The organism is Klenkia sp. PcliD-1-E, from assembly GCF_024124375.1.
Lineage (GTDB): Bacteria > Actinomycetota > Actinomycetes > Mycobacteriales > Geodermatophilaceae > Klenkia.
Map to the genome: position 1 here is coordinate 1 of NZ_JAMXRZ010000083.1, position 19554 is coordinate 19554.

A 19554-nucleotide genomic window follows, 5' to 3' on the forward strand; every position below is an offset into this window, starting at 1 on the left:
CCAGCACGCGACGCGCCCGCCGCGCCTCGGCGGGGAACCGCCGGCGGACCAGCGACGCGGTGCGGACGGCGCCGCGCGGGCGCGGCCAGGCCGACTCCCCCACCCACAGGACGGTCGTGTGCGCGGCGGAGAAGACCAGCGGGGTCAGCGCCGCCGACACCCCGGACCCGAGCCGGGCGGCGGGGTCGGTGAGGCCGACCGCGACCGCTGCGGCCAGGCCCACCAGCACGGCGAGCCCACCGGTCCCGGCGCCGTGCCGACGGGCGTCGGCCACCACCGGGTCCAGCTGACGACGGCTGACGGCGGTGACGGCCAGCCCGACGACGACCACCAGCCCGGCAAGCAGGACCAGCACCACCGGCGCCGAGGACAGCGGACCAGCCATGACGACCTCCGAAGCAATGGACCAATGCATCGGTACATTGACCTACGACGTCGGGCCTGTCAACGACCGGCCGGCCCGGCTGCGGGATGGGTCAGTCGGGCAGCTGCTCGGCCAGGCGGCGCAGGTCCCGCTCGGCGTCCGGCTCCAGGGGCAGGTCGGCGAGGACGGCCAGCACCTCGTCGCGCTCCAGGCCCTCGGCCAGCAGCGCGGCCAGCACCCGGTCGGCCGCGGACGCCGGGATGGGCGCGGGCTCCCCCGCCAGGGCGGCCCGCGCCAGGAACAGCACCCCGGCGAGCTCGGCGGGCGGGGCGGGCGGCGCCGGGGCGGCCTGCCGGGCGATGCCCTCGGCGGCCCGCACCAGGGACAACGGCACGCCCTCGGCCTCCACGACGGCCAGCGGGGTGTCGCCGATCGCGGCCAGCACGAGGTGCTCGGCGACGATCCGCAGCGGCGCCTCCCACTCCCCCGCCCGGACCACCGCGGCCACGTCGGCCGGGTCCTCCCCGACGTCGTCGGCCAGCTCCGCCCACGCCTGCGGGCGGGCCGCGCGCAGCCGTTCCCCGGCCAGCGCGCAGGTCTGCTGCACGAAGGGCTCCAGCACCTCGACGTCGAAGCGGTCGGCGTAGAGACCGCCTTCGGCGTCGACCATGTTCAGCGCGTCGCGGAAGCTGCCGGGCCGGGCGTCGCCGAGGTCCAGCCGCCCGGTCTCCTCGTCGCCGAGCGGCTGGCCGTTCTCCGCGCGCACGCCGACCGTCGTCCCGGTGGCGACCAGCCGGCCGCGGCGCCGGGTGTGGTGCGGCCGGTCGGCGGTGCCCACGGCCCACGCGCAGGTCTCCGCGACCAGGGCCGCACTGCGCTCGCGCAGCACCTCCCGGGTCAGCAGTGCCATCTCGTCGATCTCGAACACGGCCTCCAGGGTGCGCCTGCCCGGCAGCGGTGCCTAGCGTGGCCCCCGTGGACCTGCAGCTGACCGGGAAGCGCGCGCTGGTCACCGGCGCCGGGCGGGGCATCGGCAAGGCGGTCGCGCTGCGGCTGGCGCAGGAGGGTGCGCAGGTGGCGCTGCTGGCCCGCTCCCGCGACCAGCTGGAGGCCACCGCCGCCCAGCTCGCCGGCCCCTCGCTCGTCGTCCCCGCCGACACCACCGACGACGCCGCGGTGCGCGCCGCCGTCCAGGCGGTGGTGGACGCCTGGGGCGGGGTGGACGTGCTGGTCAACGCGGCCGCCCGGCCGGCGTCCTCGGCACCGGTGCCGTCCCTGGCCGACCTCGGGGACGACGCGCTGCGGGTGGAGGTCGAGACCAAGGTGCTGGGCTACCTGCGCTGCGCCCGGGCCGTGGCCCCGCACATGACCGGGCAGGGCTGGGGGCGCATCGTCAACGTCAGCGGCCTCAACGCCCGGGCCACCGGCAACCTGGTGGGCACCGTCCGCAACGTCGCGGTGGCGGCCGTGACGGCCAACCTCGCGGAGGAGCTGGGCCCGCACGGGGTCAACGTCACCTGCGTGCACCCCGGGGCCACCGTCACCGAGCGCACCCCCGCCGACGTCGCCGCGGCACCGGCCGCCACCCGGATCGGCCGGCTGGTGACCGCCGACGAGGTGGCCGACGTCGTGGTCTTCCTGTGCTCCCCGCGCAGCGTGGCCGTCACCGGCGACGCGGTCGCCGCCGGCGGTGGCACCCCCGGGGTGGCCGTCTACTAGACCCGCGCCCTAGACGAGCAGGGCCCGGCGCAGCTCGGCGGCCTCGGTGCGCACCTTGAGCAGCACCGGCGGGACGTCGGCGTCGCGCAACCGGTCGCAGGACAACCGGCCGATCGGCTGCGGCGCGTAGCCGGGCACGGTGGCCCGGTCGGTGATCTCGAAGGCCGCGCGGAGCATGCCGCCGGCCACCGAGTCCACGTCGTCCAGCTCGGTGACCGGGCGGACCATGGCGGGCGGGAAGCCCCAGTGCCGCATCGCCGCCGACGTCAGCTGCACCGCGTGCACGCCGTACCGCTCGACCTCGGCCGCCCGCCGGGCGGCCGAGGTCGGCTGCGCCGCCACCTCCGCGTAGCCCACGGGGTCGTGGTGGGTGAGCAGGGCGGCGCCGAGCTGGGCGAGCAGGCCGGTGCACATGGCGTCCTGCGCCCGGGCACCCATCCGCGGTGCCAGGGCCTCGCAGGCCAGCGCCAGGTGCGTGGTGGTGACCCAGTGGTCGGCCGGCAACGCACCGTCGTCCGGTCCGGTCAGCGCGACGCTGGCCATCGACCGCACGGTGGCGAAGCCGACCACGGTGACCGCGAACTGCAGCGAGGAGACCCGGCCGGACAGCCCGTAGAACGCGGAGTTGGCCAGCTTGAGCACCCGCCCGGTCAGCGCGGCGTCGGCGGCCAGCAGCCGGGACAGCTCCCGGGCGCCGGCGTCGTCGGCGTGGGTCAGCGCGACGATCTGGGCGGCCACCGGCCGCTGGGCGGCCAGCTCGTCGATGTGCGAGAGCACCTCGTGGACGTCGAAGGCGACGCCGGGCAGGAGGGCTGCGGCCAGCTCGGCCTCGGTCGGCTCCTCCCCGGGTTCGATGTCCTCGTGCTCGCCGTCGGGCACCAGGTCCTCCAGCACCGGCTGCACCGTCACCGGGCACGCCCCGCGAACCAGGCGGTCGCCGCCGCGGCGTCCATCGGCCGGGCGATGCCGTACCCCTGCAGGTGCGTGGCACCCAGCTCGGTCAGGGTCCGTGCCTGGTCCACCGTCTCCACCCCTTCGGCCACCGACGACAGGCCCAGCCCCGTGGCCAGCGCGACGACGGCGCCGGTGATCTCGGGGTGGCCCTCGGAGAGCTCGGCCACGAAGGACCGGTCGATCTTGAGGCAGTCCACCGGCAGCCGGCGCAGGTGCGCCAGCGAGGAGTAGCCGGTGCCGAAGTCGTCGACGGCGACGGACGTGCCCAGGTCGCGCAGCCGGTGCAGCACCAGCAGCGCCAGGTCCGGGTCGCGCACGAGCGCGGACTCGGTCAGCTCCACGCAGATCCGCTCGTGGCCCACGCCGTGCCGGGCGACGACGTCGGCGACCAGCGCCGGCAGGTGCTCGTCCAGCTGGAGGGCCGAAACGTTGACGTTGACCCTGCGCGGCGCGCCGAGACCCAGCTCGGCGTCCCACGCGGCGATCTGCGCGCAGACCTGCTCGAGCACCGCAGCGCCCAGCGCGTCGACCAGCCCGCTCTCCTCGGCCAGCGGCACGAAGACGTCGGGGGCGATCCAGCCGCGCTCGGGGTGCTGCCAGCGGGCCAGCGCCTCGACGGCGACCGGGCGCATCGTCGCGGTGTCCACCACCGGCTGGTAGGCCACGGTCAGCCCGCCGGTGTCGATCGCCGCGCGCAGGTCGGCGACCAGCCGCAGCTTGTCCCAGGCCTGGGAGCGGGCGCCCTGGTCCAGGACCGAGACCCGCCCCTTGCCCCCGGCCTTGGCCTGGTACATCGCGATGTCGCAGTCCCGGATCAGCTCGTCGGCGGTCGCGTGCTCGGCGGTCTGCACGGTGACCCCGACGCTGACCCGCACCCCGACGCCCACCCCGCCCAGCTGCACCGGCCGGGCGAGGTCGGCGGAGATCCGCCGGCCCAGCGCCACCGCGGCGTCCTCGTCGACGTCCTCGCAGACCACGACGAACTCGTCGCCGCCGAACCGGACCACCAGGTCCGAGGGCCGGACGGCGGCGCGCAGCCGGTGCGCCACCTGCACCAGCAGCTGGTCGCCGGCGTCGTGGCCGAGGGAGTCGTTGACCACCTTGAAGTCGTCGACGTCGAGGAAGAGGCAGGCCAGACCGCCGTCGGCACCGGGCAGGAACCGCTGCGCGACGAAGGAGGCCAGCCGGGTGCGGTTGGGCAGCCCGGTCAGCGGGTCGTGGGTGGCCTGGTGCTCCAGCTGGTTCTCGAAGGCCAGCCGCTCGGTGACGTCCTCGATGGTGGCCACGAAGCCCTCGCCCTGACCGGGCGTGTGCAGGTGGGCGAAGCGCAGCACCGTGGTGCGCTCGTCGCCGTCGGCGCTCAGCAGCCGGGCCCGCACGTCGCCGACCTCGCCGGTCAGCGCCGCGGCGGCGGTGTCGACCACGGCCTCGACGTCGTCGGGGTGGATGCCGGCCAGCCAGCCCGTGCCCAGCAGCTGCTCGGCCTGGCGCCCCACCAGCCGGCAGAAGGCGTCGTTGACGTGCGCCAGCCGCAGGCCCTGCTCCGAGAGCAGCGTGGGCACCGGGGACCGCTCGGTGAGGGTGGTGAAGCGCCGCTCGTGGGCGGCGGCGGAGTCGGCCAGCGCGCGCTCGGTGGCGGTGCGGGCGTGCTGGGCGGTCACCGTCCACACACCCGCGTCCGAGGAGGGCGTGGCGGTGACGACCAGGTCGTGCAGGACGCCGGTGCGGGAGCGGCCGCGCAGCTCGGTGGTCACCGAGCGCTCCCGGCGCAGCAGCACGGCGGGCGGGGTCCCGGGGAACAGCCGCTCGAGCGGGGTGCCGACCACCTCGGTGGTGGTGTGGCCGAGCAGGCGCTCGACACCGGCACCGGCCCAGCGCACCCGCGGCCCACCGGGCTCGGCGACGACCACGAGGACGGCGGCGTCGACCCGGACGGCGGCGGCGTGCAGCACGGCGCGCGAGACGCGGGTGGCGCCGAGCAGCTCCCGGGAGGCCACCCGCGGTCGGCGGGCGGCCGCCGGGACGGGCTCCGACGTCGGGCTGGGCACGCTGGCAGGGTCGGCAGCACGGCCGCCGGGCTGGAGCCCGGGCGTGCGCACCTCCCCCGCACGGGTGGGGCGGGGGTCGCGGTTACCGGTGAGTAGGACCGTGTGGGATCGTCGTGGGCACGGTGCGCGACGCCGCCACCGGAGGAGGAAGGGTCGTCCATGCAGTTGCACCTGTCGCCCGAGGACCAGGCGTTCCGGGACGAGATGCGCACGTTCTTCACCACGAAGATCCCGCAGTCCATCCGCGACGACGTCGCCGCGCACCGCGAGGTCTCCAAGGAGTCCTACGTCGAGGCCCAGCGGATCCTCAACGCCGCCGGCCTCGCCGTCCCGCACTGGCCCGCCGAGTGGGGTGGCCGGGACTGGACGCCGCTGCAGCGCCACATCTGGCGCGAGGAGATGCAGCTGGCCGCCGTCCCCGAGCCGCTGGCGTTCAACGCCTCGATGATCGGCCCGGTCATCGCCGCGTTCGGCAACCAGGAGCAGAAGGAGCGGTTCCTGCCGGCCACCGCGAACCTCGACATCTGGTGGTGCCAGGGCTTCTCCGAGCCCGACGCCGGCTCCGACCTGGCCAGCCTGCGCACCGCCGCCGTCCGCGACGGCGAGGACTGGGTGGTCAACGGCCAGAAGACCTGGACGACGCTGGGCCAGTACGCCGACTGGATCTTCTGCCTGGTGCGCACCGACCCCACCGCGGAGAAGAAGCAGCGCGGCATCTCGATGCTGGTCTTCCCGATGGACACCCCCGGCGTCACGCTGCGGCCCATCGAGCTGCTCGACGGCGGCTTCGAGGTCAACGAGGTGTTCTTCGAGGACGTCCGGGTGCCCGCCGAGAACCTGATCGGCGAGGAGAACCGCGGCTGGGACTACGCCAAGTTCCTGCTCGGCAACGAGCGCGTGGGCATCGCCCGGGTGGGCGCCACCAAGCGGATGATCGCCGACGCCAAGGAGCACGCCGCCCAGCTCACCTCCGGCGGCCGCCCGCTGATCGAGGACCCGTCGATGCGCACCCGCATCGCGGAGCTGGAGAACGAGCTGCTGGCCCTGGAGCTGACCGCGCTGCGCGTGGTGTCCAACTCCAGCGACGGCAAGCCGAACCCGGCCTCCTCGGTGCTCAAGCTGCGCGGCTCGGAGCTGCAGCAGGCCGCCACCGAGCTGCTGGTCGACATCGCCGGGCCGCTGTCGCTGGCCTCCTTCGCCGCCGACGACGACACCGACGTGCCCGAGTGGGCGCGGTCGGCCACCCCCGAGTACCTGAACTACCGCAAGGTCTCCATCTACGGGGGATCCAACGAAGTGCAGCGCACCATCATCGCCGGAACGATCCTGGGGTTGTGACCTGATGGACTTCACCTTCGACACCGAGCAGCAGGCCCTCCGCGAGGCCGTGGCCGGCCTGCTGCAGCGCGCCTACGACCCCGAGAAGCGCCGGGCCGTGACCAAGGAGGACCCGGGCTTCGACGAGAAGGTCTGGTCCCAGCTGGCCGAGATGGGCGTGCTGGGCCTGCCCTTCGCCGAGGACGACGGCGGCATGGGCGCCGGCCACGCCGAGGTCGCCCTGGTCGCCACCGAGATCGGCAAGGTGCTCGCGCCCGAGCCGTTCGTGGAGGCGGTGGTCCTCGCCGGCGGCCTGGTCGCCGACGTCGGCACCGCCGAGCAGCGCGCGGAGCTGCTCGGGGCGCTGTCCGAGGGCAGCTCGCTGGTCGTGTTCGCGCACGCCGAGCCCGGCAGCCGCTGGACCCCCACCGCCACCGGCGTCACCGCCACCCGCTCCGGCGAGGGGTGGACGCTGTCCGGGGTCAAGGAGCCGGTGCCCTCGGGCGCCCGCGCCGACGTCCTCGTGGTGTCCGCCGCGGTCGAGGGCGGGACGGGGTTGTTCGTCGTCCGCGGGGACGCCTCCGGGCTGACCCGGGACGGCTACCGCAGCCACGACGGCACCCGCGCTGCGCGGGTGACCCTCGACGGCACCCCGGCCGAGCTGCTCGGCGACGACGCGACCGACCGGACCGCGGCGATCGAGCTCGCGCTGGCCCGGGCGACCGTGGCCTACGCGCACGAGGCGGTCGGGGCGATGGAGACCGCGCTGACCACCACCAGCGAGTACCTCAAGACGCGCAAGCAGTTCGGTGTCCCGCTCTCGCGGTTCCAGGCGCTGACCTTCCGCGCGGCCGACATGTACGTGTCGCTGGAGCTGGTCCGCAGCATCGCGCTGTGGGCCACGATGGTCGTCGACGCCCCCGACTCCACCCCGGAGCAGGTGCTCGCCGCCGCCGACCGCGCCCGGCTGCAGACCTCGAGGGCCGGCCGGCACATCGGCAAGGAGGCCATCCAGCTGCACGGCGGCATCGGCGTCACCGCCGAGTACTCCGTGGGGCACTACACCTCGCGGCTGACCGCCATCGACCACCTGCTGGGCGACGGCGCGTGGGCGGCGACCCGCCTGGCCCGCACGGTCGACGACCACCCCTACGTGGAGGCCCTGCCGGCCTGACCGACCCGGGTATCGGAAGCTCCACCCCGCCCATCGACCCGCATCGGTGGGGTAGAGCTTCCGATACCCGGCGCGGGAGGGGGGCGGCGGCGTCCGCGGTCAGGCCTGCCTGATGACCGAGACGTCGAACTCCAGCTGCACCTTGTCGCTGACCAGCACGCCGCCGGTCTCGAGCGCTGCGTTCCAGACCAGGCCCCAGTCGCTGCGCTTGAGCGCCAGCGCGCCCTCGAAGCCGACCCGGGTGTTGCCGAAGGGGTCCAGCGCCGAGCCGGTGAGGGTGAAGTCGACCGACACCTCGCGGGTCTGGCCCTTGATGGTGACGTCGCCGGTCACGGTGTACTCGTCGTCGTCGACCTGCTCGACGGCCGTGGACACGAAGGTGATCTCCGGGAACTGCTCGACGTCGAGGAAGTCCGCCGAGCGCAGGTGCGCGTCGCGGTCGGGCTGGCCGGTGTCCAGGCTGCCGGCGTCGATGCGCAGCTCCACCCGGCTGGCCGAGGGGTCGGCGACGTCCAGGTGCGCGGTGCCCTCGAACTCCCCGAACGTGCCGCGCACGGTGGTGACCATCGCGTGGCGGGCCCGGAAGCCGATCCGGGTGTGCGCGGCGTCGACGGTGTAGTCGCCGGTGACGTCGGCGAGCGCGGTCGTGGCGTCGTCGAAGTCGGTCTCGCCGGACTGGCTGGCGCGGTGCTTGGCCACGGTCGACCGTCCTCCCAGAGGTGTGCAAACCGCTCGATTCTGACCTGCCCGGTGCGGCCGCGCACAGCCGGGGGCCCGGGGATGCACCCCGGGCCCCCGCACAGCGGCTGCTCAGCCTGCGGCGAACAACTCCACGGCCGCCTTCGAGAAGGCCGGCACGTCGTCGGGGTTGCGGCTGGTGATGAGCTTGCCGTCCCGGCAGACCTCCTCGTCCACCACGGTCGCGCCCCCGCGCCGGAGGTCACCGCGGATGCTGGGGTAGGAGGTCACCGTGCGGCCCTCGAGCACGCCGGCCTCCAGCAGCGTCCACGGCGCGTGGCAGATCGCCGCGACGGGCTTGTCGGTGGAGAAGAAGGCCGTCACGAAGGCCAGCGCGTCGCCGTCCTGGCGCAGGGTGTCGGGGTTGACCGCGCCGCCGGGCAGCAGCAGCCCGTCGTAGTCGGCGGCGGACACGTCGGCCACCAGGTGGTCGACGGGGTAGGTGTCACCGGGGTGGATGTCGCCGTTGACGCCCTGCACGGTGCCGTCCTCGACGCCGTCGGGCACCGAGATCAGGTGCACGGTGGCGCCCGCGGCCTCGACCGCCTTGCGGGGCTCGTCGAGCTCGATCTGCTCCACGCCCTTGGCGGCGAGGATCGCGATGGTCTTGCCGGTCAGTTCAGCCATGCCGACCCGGTGCCCCGGGGCGGGACGCCCCGAAACTCCCCGGCCCCCACGGGCCGGGACTCAGTACCAGCCGGTGGCCTGCGAGTGCGCCCAGCCGCCGCACGGCGAGCCGTAGCGGCTGTCCAGGTAGATCAGCCCGGCGTCGATCTGGCGGAACCCGTTGGAGGTCTTGGCGATCCCGGTCCCGGCCCACGTGGAGTTGAGGAACTGCGGGATGCCGTAGGCGGTCGAGGTCGGGTTCTGCGCGTCGGGGTCCCAGCCGGACTCCCGGCCCCACAGGCTCTCCAGGCAGGAGAACTGCCGCTGGTCGCCGCCGAGCTGGGCGAGGGCGTAGTCGTGGAAGTCCTGGGTGGTGGCGTTCGCCGCAGCCGCCTCGGCCTCGGCGGCGGCCTGTGCCTGGGCGGCGGCCGCGGCCTCGGCGGCGGCCTGCGCGGCCGCCGCCTCCTGGGCCTGCCGGGCCGCCTCGTCGGCGGCGGCCTGGGTCTGCGCCGCGGCGGTCTCGGAGTCCTCGCGCTGCGCGCGGCTGGCGGCCAGCTCCTGCAGGTGGCCGGACAGCTCGCTGGCGACCTCGGTGCCGTCGGCGGCCGGGGCCGTGATGCCGAGCTGGTCGGCGACGCTCACCGCCTGCGAGGCGGCGGTGGGGACGGGGTCGGCCTGGGCGGTCGGGCCGGTGCCGGCCAGCACGTTCACCAGGACGGCGCCGGCGGCCGCGGCGGCCAGGTAGACGGCGGGACGACGGACCGGACGGCGGTGGCGGTCGCGCGCGGCGGCGGCGACGACCTGCTCGGGGGTCTGCTCGGCGGTCCCGGCGGTCTGCTCGGGGGCGCCGGCGTCGGCAGGGCGTGCGGAATGACGAGCGGGCATGCGGGCGTGCGGGTCCTGTCTTCCGGGTGCACCGTCCGCGTCGGGTCTCCTCGCGCGGTCGGTGCAGCCGCCTACCGGGTTAGCTGACGGGTTCGGGCGGGAAGCGGCCCTACCCGTCGTCGCCGCGCGGTGCGGTCTCGACGGGATTCACCCCGGTGGTGCAGTGGGTCCCCGGTTCACCTGTGGTGACTCAGCGGCGCCCGGACGGTCTCCCGTTGCAGGAGGTGCGGCCGACCGGACGCGGCCACGTTACGAGTCCGTGACAGATGAGCACAAGGAGACGCGTGGGAATTCACAGATCCTGTGCCGGTCAGGGCAGCCGCCACACCGTGGTGCGGCGGGCGGCGTCCACCCCGCTGTCGGGGACGTCGTAGCCGGCCACCTCCCGCAGCCCGTCGGGCAGCTGGGAGCGGCCGGGGTCGCCGACCAGGACGACGGCGCCGCGGGCCCAGGCGGTGAACAGCCAGGGCCGCACCCGGTCGGCCATCCGCAGGTCGTAGAACACGTCCCCGGCGAGCACCACGTCGACCTCCGGCAGGTCGGCGTCCAGCACGTCCCCGACCGGCTCCACCCCGGTGGCCCCGGACGCCGCGGCGTTCAGCGGCACGACGGCCAGGGCGTAGGGGTCCACGTCGCTGGCCAGCACCCGGCGGGCGCCGGCGAGGGCAGCGGCGATGCCGACCAGCCCGCTGCCGCAGCCCAGGTCCAGCACGGTCCGCCCGGTCACCAGGTCGGGGTGGTCCAGCACGTGGCGGGCCAGGCCCTGCCCGCCGACCCAGGCCGCCGCCCAGAAGGGCGAGGCCTCGCCCGCACCCCCGCCGTCGTCCTCCATGGCCTGCCACAGCGCGCTGACGTCCTCGGACAGGTGCAGCGCCACCTCGGGCACCAGCGGGGGCCGCACGAGCCGGGTGTGCCGGGCGAAGAAGCCGGCGGGGACGCTCATCGCCCGCTCCCGCGCCGGACCCGGCTGACCACCGCGGAGTACAGCGGGGTGAGCACGACGCCGTCCCCGGCCAGCCGGTCGCGCAGCCGCTGCCGGTGCGTCCAGACCCCGGCCAGCCCGATCGCCCAGAACAGGTACTGCACCGCGAACGCGGCCTTGAACGCGCCCAGGTCGTAGGCCGTCGAGCTGCCCGGGGTCATCGCGTCCAGCACCGCGCCGACGGCCAGGACGGTCAGCAGGGACGCCACGAAGCCGCCGATGTTGACCACCCCGGTGGCGCTGCCCAGCCGGTGCACCGGGTTCCAGGTGCGGGCGTAGTCGAACCCGATCATGGAGCCGGGCCCGTTGGTCGCCAGCACCAGGACCAGCACGACCAGCAGCCACAGCGGCGCGCGGCCGGGCCACAGCAGCACCGCCGTCCAGGCCGTGACGGTGGCCCCGGCGATGCCGAACACCAGCGCCGAGCGGCGCAGCGGCCACCGGCCGCACAGCCTCCCCAGCACCGGCCCGACGCCCATGCCGACGACGACCAGCAGGGTCAGCAGCCCCGCCGCGGTGGCCGGGGACAGACCCTGGCCGAGCACCAGGAACGGGTAGCCCCACAGCAGCGCGAACACGGTGCCGGAGAACTGGGTCACCAGGTGCGTGTACAGCCCGATCCGGGTGCCCGACTCCTGCCAGGCGCCGGCCACGTTCGCCCGGATCTCGGCCCACCCGGCCACCGGCGCGACCGGCGTGCCGGGCGGGGCGTCGCGCAGCGCGACGAGCACGAGGACGGCGACCAGCACGCCCAGCGCGGCCGCCCCGGTGAAGGTCGCCGTCCAGGACGTGTGGTGCAGCGCCAGCACCAGCGGGTACGCCGCGGCGATCTGGCCGAGCTGGCCGAGGATGCCGGTGAGCTGGGTGATCACCGGCACCGTGGGTCCGCTGAACCACAGGGTGACCACCCGCAGCACGCTGATGAAGGTCATCGCGTCGCCGGCCCCGACCAGCACCCGGGCCACGATCGCGGTCGGCACGTCGGTGGCCACGGCCAGCAGCAGCTGCCCGGCGGCCATGGTCAGCGCACCGGTGACCACCATCGCCCGGGAGCCGAAGCGGTCCAGCGCGACTCCGACGGGCACCTGCAGCCCGGCGTAGACGGCCAGCTGCAGCACCAGGAACAGGCTGACCGCCGACGCCCCGGCGGAGAAGCGCTCCTGGGCGTCGGTGGCGGCGACCCCGAGCGAGCCGCGGTGGAAGACGGCCGTCCCGTAGGCGACCAGCCCGACCACCCAGACGGTGTAGGCCCGGCGCGAGTTCACGCCCCACGATGACACCCCGCCCGCCGCGGTTGTTCCCCGGTCAGTCGATGCAGCTGGTGTCGCCGGCGGTGCGCTGCGGCGTGTCGTAGTCCCCCGAGGTCGCCGCCGGGGGGGCCACGGTGGCCGGGACCGTCGAGGACGGTGGCGCCGTGGCCGTGGCCGTGCCCCCCGCCGCCGTGCCCCCGGCCGCCGCCGACGGGGTGGCCGACGGCGTCGCGGCGGCCGGCCGGCCGAGGTCGGCGAAGAAGGCGTGCACCGCGTCGGCGGCCGGGGGCTCGAGCACGTCCGAGCCGTGCACCCGGGCGTTGACCAGGCCGGGCACGGTCTGGAACGTCAGGTCGGCGGGGCGGATGCCCTGCAGCTGGCCCACCAGGTCGCCGACGTCGAGGTCGCGGTCCAGCGTCACGCTGTCGCCCACCTGCGCGACGATGCGCTGCTGCGCGGCCGGGTCCAGCAGCACGTCCGTGGACAGCAGGTTGCGCAGCATGCCGGCGATGTAGACCTGCTGGCGGATCGTGCGGTCGATGTCGCCCTGGGGCAGGCCGTGCCGCTGCCGGACGAAGGACAGGGCCTGGTCGGGCTGGATGGTCTGCACCCCGGCCGGGAACGAGGCCCCCGAGTAGCTGTCGCTGGTGGCCTGGCACAGGTCGACCTGGACGCCGCCGACGATGCTCGACAGCTGCAGGAAGCCGGCCAGGTCGACCTCGGCGTAGTGGTCGATCTGCAGGCCGGTGAACTGGCTGGCGGTCTGCACCAGCAGACCCATGCCGGCGGCGTCCCTGGCCTGCGCGTCCCCGTCGGTGGCGCCGAACGCATCGGCGTAGGCGCTGTTGAGCTTGCCCTCGCCGTACCCGGGGATCGGCACGTAGGTGTCGCGGGGCAGGGACACGAACGACACGCCGGAGCCGTCGGCGGGGACGTGCACCAGGATCATCGTGTCGGTGTTGAGCTCGCCGTCCGAGCCCCCCGTCGAGTTCGCGTCCTCCTGCGCGGTGCTCAGGCCCGCCCGGGAGTCCATCCCCACCAGCAGCAGGTTCATCTCCTGGCCGGCGTGCTCGGCGCCGTTGACGTCGGTGTTGCCCTCGGTGGGCAGCGCGTCCCCGCGGTGCACGCTGGCCTCGGCCACGCCGAGCAGGTGCCAGCCCCAGCCGCTCCCGGCGAGAACGGCGACGCTGCTCAGGACCGCGACCGCGCGCACCGCCAGCAGCAGGCGGGAGGTCCGGCGCCGCCGGGCACCCCGCCGGGGGCCACCACCCCGGGGACCTCGTCGCCGGACCTCCCGCGGCGCAGGGTCGCGGCCGGCCCGGGGGTCCAGCCGCGCCGGCAGGCTCCGCGGGCCGGGCCCGGTCACCTCCGCCCTGCGCACGGGTCCACCGTCCCCGGGCGACCTGTGACCCGGCTGGGACCGGGCGGGGGGTCCGCTGCACGCGGAGGCGGGGCAGGATCGGGGGCGTGCGGACGGAGCTGGGCCGGGTGAGCGGGCCGAACGGCGAGGTGGCGCTCTGGCGCCGCACCGAGGACGACGGCACGCAGGTCACCGAGCTGGTGGTGGACGGCGTCTTCGCCATGGACGACGTGGACACCTCCACCGAGCGGGCGCTGGCGACCGAGGCGCTGGCCCGGGTCGAGGGCGCCGACCTGTCGGTGCTGGTCGGCGGGCTCGGGCTGGGCTGGACGACGGCGGCGGTGCTGCGCTCCCCCGGTGTCGGCGAGGTGGTCGTCGTCGAGCTGGAGGACGCCCTGCTGGACTGGGCCGCGGCCGGCCTGCTGCCCGGGCTCCCCAGCACGGCGGACCCCCGGCTGGACCTGCAGGCCGGCGACGTCGCCGCCGCCTTCCTGCCCGGCCGCTACGACGTGGTGCTGCTGGACGTCGACAACGGGCCGGACTTCCTGGTGCACGGCTCCAACGCCGGTCTCTACGGCGCCCCCGGCCTGGCGCGCGCGATGGGGGCGCTGCGCCCGGGTGGGGTGCTGGCCATCTGGTCGGCCGACCCGTCCCCGGCGCTGCTCCGCCGGCTCGCCGACCTGCCGGGGGTCACCGGCGCCGAGCAGCTGGTGCTGCCGGTCGAGCGGGAGGGCCGGGTCTTCGAGTACGCCGTGCTGCTCGCCCGGCGGGCCGAGCCGTAGCCGAGGTGTAAACGACGTTTCACGCAGGTCCGCAGCGGACAGGTGGGGAGCATGACTTCTCCCGACACCACCGAGACCCGCACCTTCGCCGACCTGGGCAAGGAGATGTGGTCCTACCTGACCGGCAAGGGCGCCGCGATCAACTACGAGTTCGTCGACATGTCGGTCGAGGTGCCGCGCGAGATCGGCGCCGACGCCCCCCGCGCGACCTGGAAGCTCAACGGCACGCTCCGCATCACCACCGCCGAGGGCGTCTCGCAGGGGTGAGCACCGGTCCGTTCGCCGTCCGGGCCGACCTGACCCTGCAGGCCGACGGGGTCACCGCCCGGCTCACCGGGGACGGCGACCGGCTGACCCTCGACGCGTCCGACCCGTGGGCGTTGTGGCGGGCCGCGGCCGTCCTGCCCTGGCCGGTCGGCCCCACCACCGGGCGCGGGCCGTCGGTCCTCGGCGACCTCGGCAGCGCGCTGGCCCAGCAGGGCCTGCACGTCGACGTCACCGGGCCCGGCGGCCGGGTCGCCGAGCTCGGCGCCGGGGTCACCTCGCCCCTGGGGCGGCTGCTCACCGGGTCGACCGCCGTCCGGCCCGGGTCGGCGAGGACGGTGGCGGCCACGGTCACCTCCGGCCTGACGGCGTCGCCGCGCGGTCGACGCGCGGTCGCGCTGGGGCTGGCGGTCGTCGTGGCCGCCGTCGTCCTGCGCCGGCGCCGTTAGCCGCTGTCCCCCACCGCCGCGGCCCAGTCGTCGGCCGCGACGGTGAGGGCGGCGGTGTCCACGTCCAGCGGGACGCCGCCGCCACGCTGCTCCCCGGTCGCCGGGTCGGTCCAGGCCGCCGGCCCGGACAGGTGCACCCGCAGCAACCGCCGGTCGGCCCGGGCATCGTCCAGCACCCAGGACAGCGCCGGCTCCGTGAACACCAGCCCCTCGCCGACCAGCCCGCCCGGCCGGTCGGCGACCGCGCGCAGCCACGACGCCAGCCGCATGCCGTCCCAGGGGCTCAGGCACGGCTCGTGGAACACCCAGTGCCGGTCGTCGGCCGTGCGGACCTCCCCCCGCACCACCAGCAGCGTCTGGGTCCAGTCCGGGCGGTCCAGCTCCACCGACCGCGCCTCGAGCACCTGCCGGCGCAGCACCCGCAGGTCGACCAGGGCGCCGTCGGCGGACTCCAGCCTCATGCCGCCGTCCTCATGCCGCTGCCCTCATGCCGCCGTCCAGTGCTCGGGCCGGACGGCGTCGTCGTCCAGCCGGGTCGCGGCGTCCCCCGTCGCGGCGACCAGCTGGGCCGGGGTGAGGAACAGCGCACCGCGGAGGTCGGCCCCGTGGAGCCGGGCGCCGCGGGTGTCGGCGCCGGTCAGGTCCGCCAGGCGCAGGTCGGCGCCGCGCAGGTCGGCCCCCAGCAGCGAGGCCCAGCGCAGCACGGCCCCGCGCAGGTCCGACCCGCGCAGGTCGGCGCCGGCCAGGTCGGCTCCGCGCAGCTGCGAGGGCGAGCCCACCCCGCGGCGGGCGTGCTCGCCGGCCCGGGTCAGCAGACCGTTCACCTCGGCGCGCACCGCGCCGACCGGGGTCTCCCGCAGCTCCTCGAACCCCGCGTCCACCCGGCGGGCCAGGGCGTCGTCGGCGGCGGCCAGCTCCGCGGCCAGGTCGGCGGGGAGCGCCAGCGCCCGGGCGGCCCGCACCAGCCAGCGCAGCTCCTGCAGTGCCCGGACGACCGGGAAGACGGTGCCGACCTGGTGCAGCACGGCCCCGTCGTGCCGGTCCAGGCCCGGCCACACGTGCTGGGTGACGTGCTGGCCGGCGCCGAAGCAGTCGTAGACCGTGCACCCGGGGAAGCCCCGCTCGCGCAGCACCGGGTGGATGCCGCACCGGTCGTCCTCCCGCAGGTTCGGGCACGCGGTCCCGGCGGGCTTGTCGAGGGCGAAGTCGGCGCCGCGGGAGAAGGCCGGCACGGTGCAGCACAGCGCGGCGCACCGGCCGCAGTCGGCCTGCAGCGGGTCGGTGACGGTCACCGCGCGACGCGGTCCAGCAGCGCGAGCAGGTGCTCCCACGCGTCGGTGCAGGCCTGCTCCCACTCGCCGAACGCGCGGTCGAAGAAGGAGTGCGGGGCGCCGTCGTAGACCGCCACGTCCACGTCCGCCCCGGCGGCGCGCATCCGGTCGGCCAGCGCCTGCTGGTCGGCGACCGGGGTGGCCTGGTCGGCGCCGGCGACGAGCATGGTCACCGGCCGGGAGGCGCGGTCGGCGGCGTCGCCTACGAGGGCGGGCCGGCCGTAGAAGCCCGCGCACCCGGCCACGTCGACGTCCCCGCCGGCCAGCCGCCACGAGTGGCTGCCGCCCAGGCAGAACCCGACGGTGACCACCGGCAGGTCCGCCGACGTCCGCCCGCGCAGGTACTCCACGGCCGCCCGGACGTCGGTGTCGATGCCCTGCTCGGTCAGCTGCGGCACGTGCGCCTGCCAGTCGAAGTCCTCCTCCCGGGTACCGGTGGCGGGCGTGCCCGCGGTGCGGCCGAACCAGTCCACGGCCAGCGCCGGCACCCCGGCCTCGGCGAACCGCTCGGCCAGGGCGACGTAGTAGGGGTGCAGCCCGCGCACGTCGGGCAGCACCACGACCCCGGCCCGGGCCGGGGCGGCCGGCGCGGCGTAGGCGGCGCCGACCAGCGTGCCGTCCCCCGAGGTGAGGGTCAGCGTGCCGCGCTCGGCGACGTCACCGGCGGGGCGGGGAGCGGCGGGCGGGCGGCTGTCGTGGTCGTGGCACATGTGCCGTTCCTACCCCCGCGCCGTCGCGGGCGCCGCGCCAGGTGCCCGGTCAGGTGCCCGGTCAGGTGTCCGACGCGTCGTCCTGCCGCTCGGGCCGGCCGCCGAAGGTGGCCGCGGCGTGCTCGCGGCGGGCGTCGGCCAGCCAGCGGTGCTGCCGGTCGGCCTGGTCGATCAACCGCTCGAGCGCCGAGGCGTCGATGCGCCGGTCGACCTCCGACAGGCCCAGCAGCGTCTCGAAGCCGGCCCGCTTGAGCAGCACCGCGCCGCTGAGGAACTCGAACTCCACCACCGTGCTCAGCGGACCCCGGCCCAGGCTGCCGTCGGGCTTGAGCCGCGACAGCCGCTCGGCGACCCGCACCACCAGCTGCTTGACCCGGCTCCTGCGCATGCCGAGCACCGCCATCGTCCGCTCGAGCTCGGCCCGTTCCTCCCGCAGCTCGTCGTGCAGCTCGCGCAGCGGTCGGGTCCACCGGTCGTCCCCGTGGTGGGTCAGCATCCGGCGGACCAGGCCGATCCCGCCGGCGGACGCCGCCAGGTGGTCGTTGCAGTAGATGCGCAGCTGGTCGGAGTCCACGGCGCACATCCTGGCGCCCGCCGGCGCCGACCGCAGCCATCTCACATCTGAGATAGCGTGGTCGGCGATGTCCCTCACCGAAGAAGCCACCGGTCAGTCCCTCCGCCAGATCGGCACGCTGGTCCGCGACGCCCGCCGGCACCACGGCCTGACCCAGACCCAGCTGGCCGAGCGGCTGGGCACCAGCCAGAGCGCGATCGCCCGCATCGAGCAGGGCGCGCAGAACCTCACCCTGGAACTGCTGGGCCGGCTGTCCGCGGCGCTGGACAGCGAGCTGATCACCGTCGGCAAGGCCGGTCCCACCCACCTGCGGGTCACCGGCGGCACCGCGCTGTCGGGGTCGGTCACGGTGAAGAGCAGCAAGAACGCCGCGGTCGCGCTGCTGTGCGCGTCGCTGCTGAACCGGGGCACCACCACGCTGCGCAACGTCGCCCGGATCGTGGAGGTCGAGCGCATCCTCGACGTGCTCCGCTCGATCGGCGTGCAGGCCACCTGGGACGGGGCCGACCGCGACCTGACCATCGTGGTCCCCGAGGTGCTCGACCTGGCCGGCATCGACGCCGACGCCGCCCGCCGCACCCGCAGCATCATCATGTTCCTGGGCCCGCTGCTGCACCGGGAGCAGACCTTCGAGCTGCCCTACGCCGGCGGCTGCGACCTGGGCACCCGCACCGTCGAGCCGCACATGATCGCGTTGCGGCCCTTCGGCCTGGAGATCGAGGCGCACGCCGGGGAGTACCACGCCCGGGTCGACCGGTCGGGGTCCACCGACCGCACGATCGTGCTGACCGAGCGCGGGGACACCGTCACCGAGAACGCGCTGCTGGCCGCGGCCCGACACCCCGGCCGCACCACCATCCGCAACGCCAGCCCGAACTACATGGTGCAGGACCTCTGCCTGTACCTGGAGCTGCTCGGGGTCCGCATCGAGGGGTTCGGCACCACCACGCTGGTCGTGCACGGGCAGGCCGAGCTGGACGCCGAGGTCGACTACACCCCCAGCGAGGACCCGGTGGAGGCGATGAGCCTGCTCACCGCCGGCATCGTCACCGGGTCCGAGCTCACCGTGCGCCGGGCGCCGATCGAGTTCCTGGAGATCGAGCTGGCGATCCTGGGCGAGATGGGGCTGCGCTACGACCTGTCGGCGGAGTACGCCGCCGACAACGGCCGCACCCGGCTGGTGGACATCACCATCCACCCCTCGCAGCTGCGGGCGCCGATCGACAAGGTGCACCCGATGCCCTTCCCGGGCCTCAACATCGACAACCTGCCGTTCTTCGCCGTCATCGCGGCGACCGCCTCGGGCGGCACCCTGATCCACGACTGGGTGTACGACAACCGGGCGATCCACCTGTCCGACCTGACCCGGCTGGGTGCCGACGTGCGCCTGCTGGACCCGCACCGGGTGCTGGTGACCGGCCCGACGCACTGGTCGGCGGCCGAGATCGTCTGCCCGCCGGCGCTGCGGCCCGCGGTCTGCATCCTCCTGGCGATGCTGGCCTGCAAGGGCACCTCGGTGCTGCGCAACGTCGACATCATCGCCCGCGGCTACGAGCAGCTCTACGAGCGGCTGGTGGAGATGGGCGCCCGCATCGAGGTCTTCACCGACTAGGTCCGGACCAGGACGGCGGCGCCGGCGCAGGCGGCGGCCCACAGCACGCTGGCCAGCGTGCCGACGATGAACCGCTCGGCGGCCGGGGTCTCCCTCAGTGCCTGGAACCGGCCGAGCCCCTTCACCGCCAGGACCACCGGCACCCCCTCGGGCCAGCCGGCCAGCAGGGTGGCCGCCAGCGCCAGCCGCTCCAGCACGCCGATCCAGGCACCGCCGCGCAGCACGTCGGGGTCGGCGATCCCCGGGGTGGACGCGCCGAGCGCCGACACCGCCCGGGTGGGGTCGGCGGCGGCGAGCACGGCGGTGACCACCGGCCCGCCGCCCAGCAAAGACGCGGCGACGGCGGCGACCGCCACCGCAGAGCGCAACCACGGCGGAGCCGGGTCACCGGCCCACGCGGTCACCGCGGCGGCCGCGACCAGCACGACCAGCAGC

General features: G+C 75.5%; 22 protein-coding genes and 1 riboswitch. Of the genes, 7 read left to right on the forward strand and 15 right to left on the reverse strand.

What is annotated here, in order from left to right; genetic code table 11:
• Both NH342_RS15795 and NH342_RS15800 read right to left on the reverse strand, forming a co-directional pair.
• The coding region (locus NH342_RS15795) for a hypothetical protein (protein ID WP_253016040.1) at window positions 1-385 on the reverse strand (385 nt) is incomplete at its 3' end.
• Between the two features lie 91 nt (window positions 386-476).
• Window positions 477-1292: a hypothetical protein gene (locus NH342_RS15800; protein ID WP_253016042.1), complete on the reverse strand. Its 816-nt coding sequence runs from the start codon at window positions 1290-1292 to the stop codon at window positions 477-479.
• 47 nt (window positions 1293-1339) lie between these two features.
• Here NH342_RS15800 and NH342_RS15805 point away from each other — a divergent pair, with 47 nt between their 5' ends.
• Complete coding sequence (locus NH342_RS15805) at window positions 1340-2083, forward strand: SDR family NAD(P)-dependent oxidoreductase (protein ID WP_253016044.1); 744 nt, start codon at window positions 1340-1342, stop codon at window positions 2081-2083.
• Window positions 2084-2092: 9 nt separating this feature from the next.
• Here the strand turns inward: NH342_RS15805 and NH342_RS15810 are convergent, their stop codons facing one another.
• Window positions 2093-2992 carry an HDOD domain-containing protein gene (locus NH342_RS15810; RefSeq protein ID WP_253016046.1) on the reverse strand — a complete coding sequence of 300 codons (900 nt, stop codon included), beginning with the start codon at window positions 2990-2992 and terminating at the stop codon, window positions 2093-2095.
• The gene (locus tag NH342_RS15815) at window positions 2989-5085 is read right to left on the reverse strand and encodes an EAL domain-containing protein (RefSeq protein WP_253016048.1); all 2097 of its coding nucleotides are present in this window, start codon (window positions 5083-5085) and stop codon (window positions 2989-2991) included. The genes NH342_RS15810 and NH342_RS15815 overlap by 4 nt, the downstream gene beginning before the upstream one ends.
• Window positions 5086-5244: 159 nt before the next feature.
• Between NH342_RS15815 and NH342_RS15820 the strand changes: the two genes are divergently transcribed.
• Window positions 5245-6423, forward strand: a complete 1179-nt coding sequence (locus NH342_RS15820; protein WP_253016050.1) for an acyl-CoA dehydrogenase family protein — start codon at window positions 5245-5247, stop codon at window positions 6421-6423.
• Window positions 6424-6427: 4 nt separating this feature from the next.
• Window positions 6428-7576, forward strand: coding sequence for an acyl-CoA dehydrogenase family protein (locus NH342_RS15825; RefSeq protein ID WP_253016052.1), 1149 nt, complete (start codon window positions 6428-6430; stop codon window positions 7574-7576).
• Between the two features lie 99 nt (window positions 7577-7675).
• On the opposite strand, the gene NH342_RS15830 is transcribed toward NH342_RS15825, so the two are convergent.
• The 6 genes from NH342_RS15830 to NH342_RS15860 form a co-directional block, all read right to left on the reverse strand.
• Entirely contained in the window at window positions 7676-8275 is a 600-nt protein-coding gene (locus NH342_RS15830; protein WP_253016054.1) for a YceI family protein, read from the reverse strand.
• Window positions 8276-8386: 111 nt separating this feature from the next.
• On the reverse strand, window positions 8387-8941 hold the full coding sequence (locus NH342_RS15835; RefSeq protein ID WP_253016056.1) for a type 1 glutamine amidotransferase domain-containing protein: 555 nt from the start codon (window positions 8939-8941) through the stop codon (window positions 8387-8389).
• Between the two features lie 60 nt (window positions 8942-9001).
• A complete protein-coding gene (locus tag NH342_RS15840; RefSeq protein ID WP_305884926.1) occupies window positions 9002-9805 on the reverse strand; it encodes a lytic transglycosylase domain-containing protein in 804 nt (267 codons plus the stop codon).
• A 68-nt stretch (window positions 9806-9873) separates the two neighbouring features.
• Window positions 9874-10001, reverse strand: a riboswitch (cyclic di-AMP (ydaO/yuaA leader).
• 114 nt (window positions 10002-10115) lie between these two features.
• Window positions 10116-10748, reverse strand: a complete 633-nt coding sequence (locus NH342_RS15850) for a methyltransferase (protein ID WP_253016060.1) — start codon at window positions 10746-10748, stop codon at window positions 10116-10118.
• Complete coding sequence (locus NH342_RS15855; RefSeq protein ID WP_253016062.1) at window positions 10745-12052, reverse strand: nitrate/nitrite transporter; 1308 nt, start codon at window positions 12050-12052, stop codon at window positions 10745-10747. Before NH342_RS15855 ends, NH342_RS15850 begins: the two co-directional genes overlap by 4 nt.
• A gap of 40 nt (window positions 12053-12092) precedes the next feature.
• On the reverse strand, window positions 12093-13250 hold the full coding sequence (locus NH342_RS15860; RefSeq protein ID WP_253016064.1) for an LCP family protein: 1158 nt from the start codon (window positions 13248-13250) through the stop codon (window positions 12093-12095).
• A 254-nt stretch (window positions 13251-13504) separates the two neighbouring features.
• Between NH342_RS15860 and NH342_RS15865 the strand changes: the two genes are divergently transcribed.
• The 3 genes from NH342_RS15865 to NH342_RS15875 are packed head-to-tail and all read left to right on the forward strand — an operon-like array spanning window position 13505 to window position 14892.
• Window positions 13505-14179: a hypothetical protein gene (locus NH342_RS15865; protein ID WP_253016066.1), complete on the forward strand. Its 675-nt coding sequence runs from the start codon at window positions 13505-13507 to the stop codon at window positions 14177-14179.
• Window positions 14180-14230: 51 nt separating this feature from the next.
• Window positions 14231-14446, forward strand: coding sequence for a hypothetical protein (locus NH342_RS15870; RefSeq protein ID WP_253016068.1), 216 nt, complete (start codon window positions 14231-14233; stop codon window positions 14444-14446).
• Window positions 14443-14892: a hypothetical protein gene (locus tag NH342_RS15875; protein WP_253016070.1), complete on the forward strand. Its 450-nt coding sequence runs from the start codon at window positions 14443-14445 to the stop codon at window positions 14890-14892. The genes NH342_RS15870 and NH342_RS15875 overlap by 4 nt, the downstream gene beginning before the upstream one ends.
• Here the strand turns inward: NH342_RS15875 and NH342_RS15880 are convergent.
• From NH342_RS15880 to NH342_RS15895, 4 genes are all read right to left on the reverse strand, one after another.
• A complete protein-coding gene (locus NH342_RS15880; RefSeq protein WP_253016072.1) occupies window positions 14889-15353 on the reverse strand; it encodes a hypothetical protein in 465 nt (154 codons plus the stop codon). The genes NH342_RS15875 and NH342_RS15880 overlap by 4 nt on opposite strands.
• Before the next feature lie 24 nt (window positions 15354-15377).
• Window positions 15378-16184: a pentapeptide repeat-containing protein gene (locus NH342_RS15885; protein ID WP_253016074.1), complete on the reverse strand. Its 807-nt coding sequence runs from the start codon at window positions 16182-16184 to the stop codon at window positions 15378-15380.
• Entirely contained in the window at window positions 16181-16933 is a 753-nt protein-coding gene (locus NH342_RS15890) for a dienelactone hydrolase family protein (protein ID WP_253016076.1), read from the reverse strand. The genes NH342_RS15885 and NH342_RS15890 overlap by 4 nt, the downstream gene beginning before the upstream one ends.
• A 61-nt stretch (window positions 16934-16994) precedes the next feature.
• A complete protein-coding gene (locus NH342_RS15895; RefSeq protein ID WP_374209449.1) occupies window positions 16995-17516 on the reverse strand; it encodes a hypothetical protein in 522 nt (173 codons plus the stop codon).
• A 58-nt stretch (window positions 17517-17574) separates the two neighbouring features.
• On the opposite strand from NH342_RS15895, the gene NH342_RS15900 reads away from it, so the two are divergent.
• The gene (locus NH342_RS15900; RefSeq protein ID WP_253016080.1) at window positions 17575-19119 is read left to right on the forward strand and encodes a UDP-N-acetylglucosamine 1-carboxyvinyltransferase; all 1545 of its coding nucleotides are present in this window, start codon (window positions 17575-17577) and stop codon (window positions 19117-19119) included.
• On the opposite strand, the gene NH342_RS15905 is transcribed toward NH342_RS15900, so the two are convergent.
• Window positions 19116-19554: hypothetical protein (locus NH342_RS15905; RefSeq protein WP_253016082.1), on the reverse strand; the 439-nt coding region annotated here is incomplete at its 5' end. The genes NH342_RS15900 and NH342_RS15905 overlap by 4 nt on opposite strands.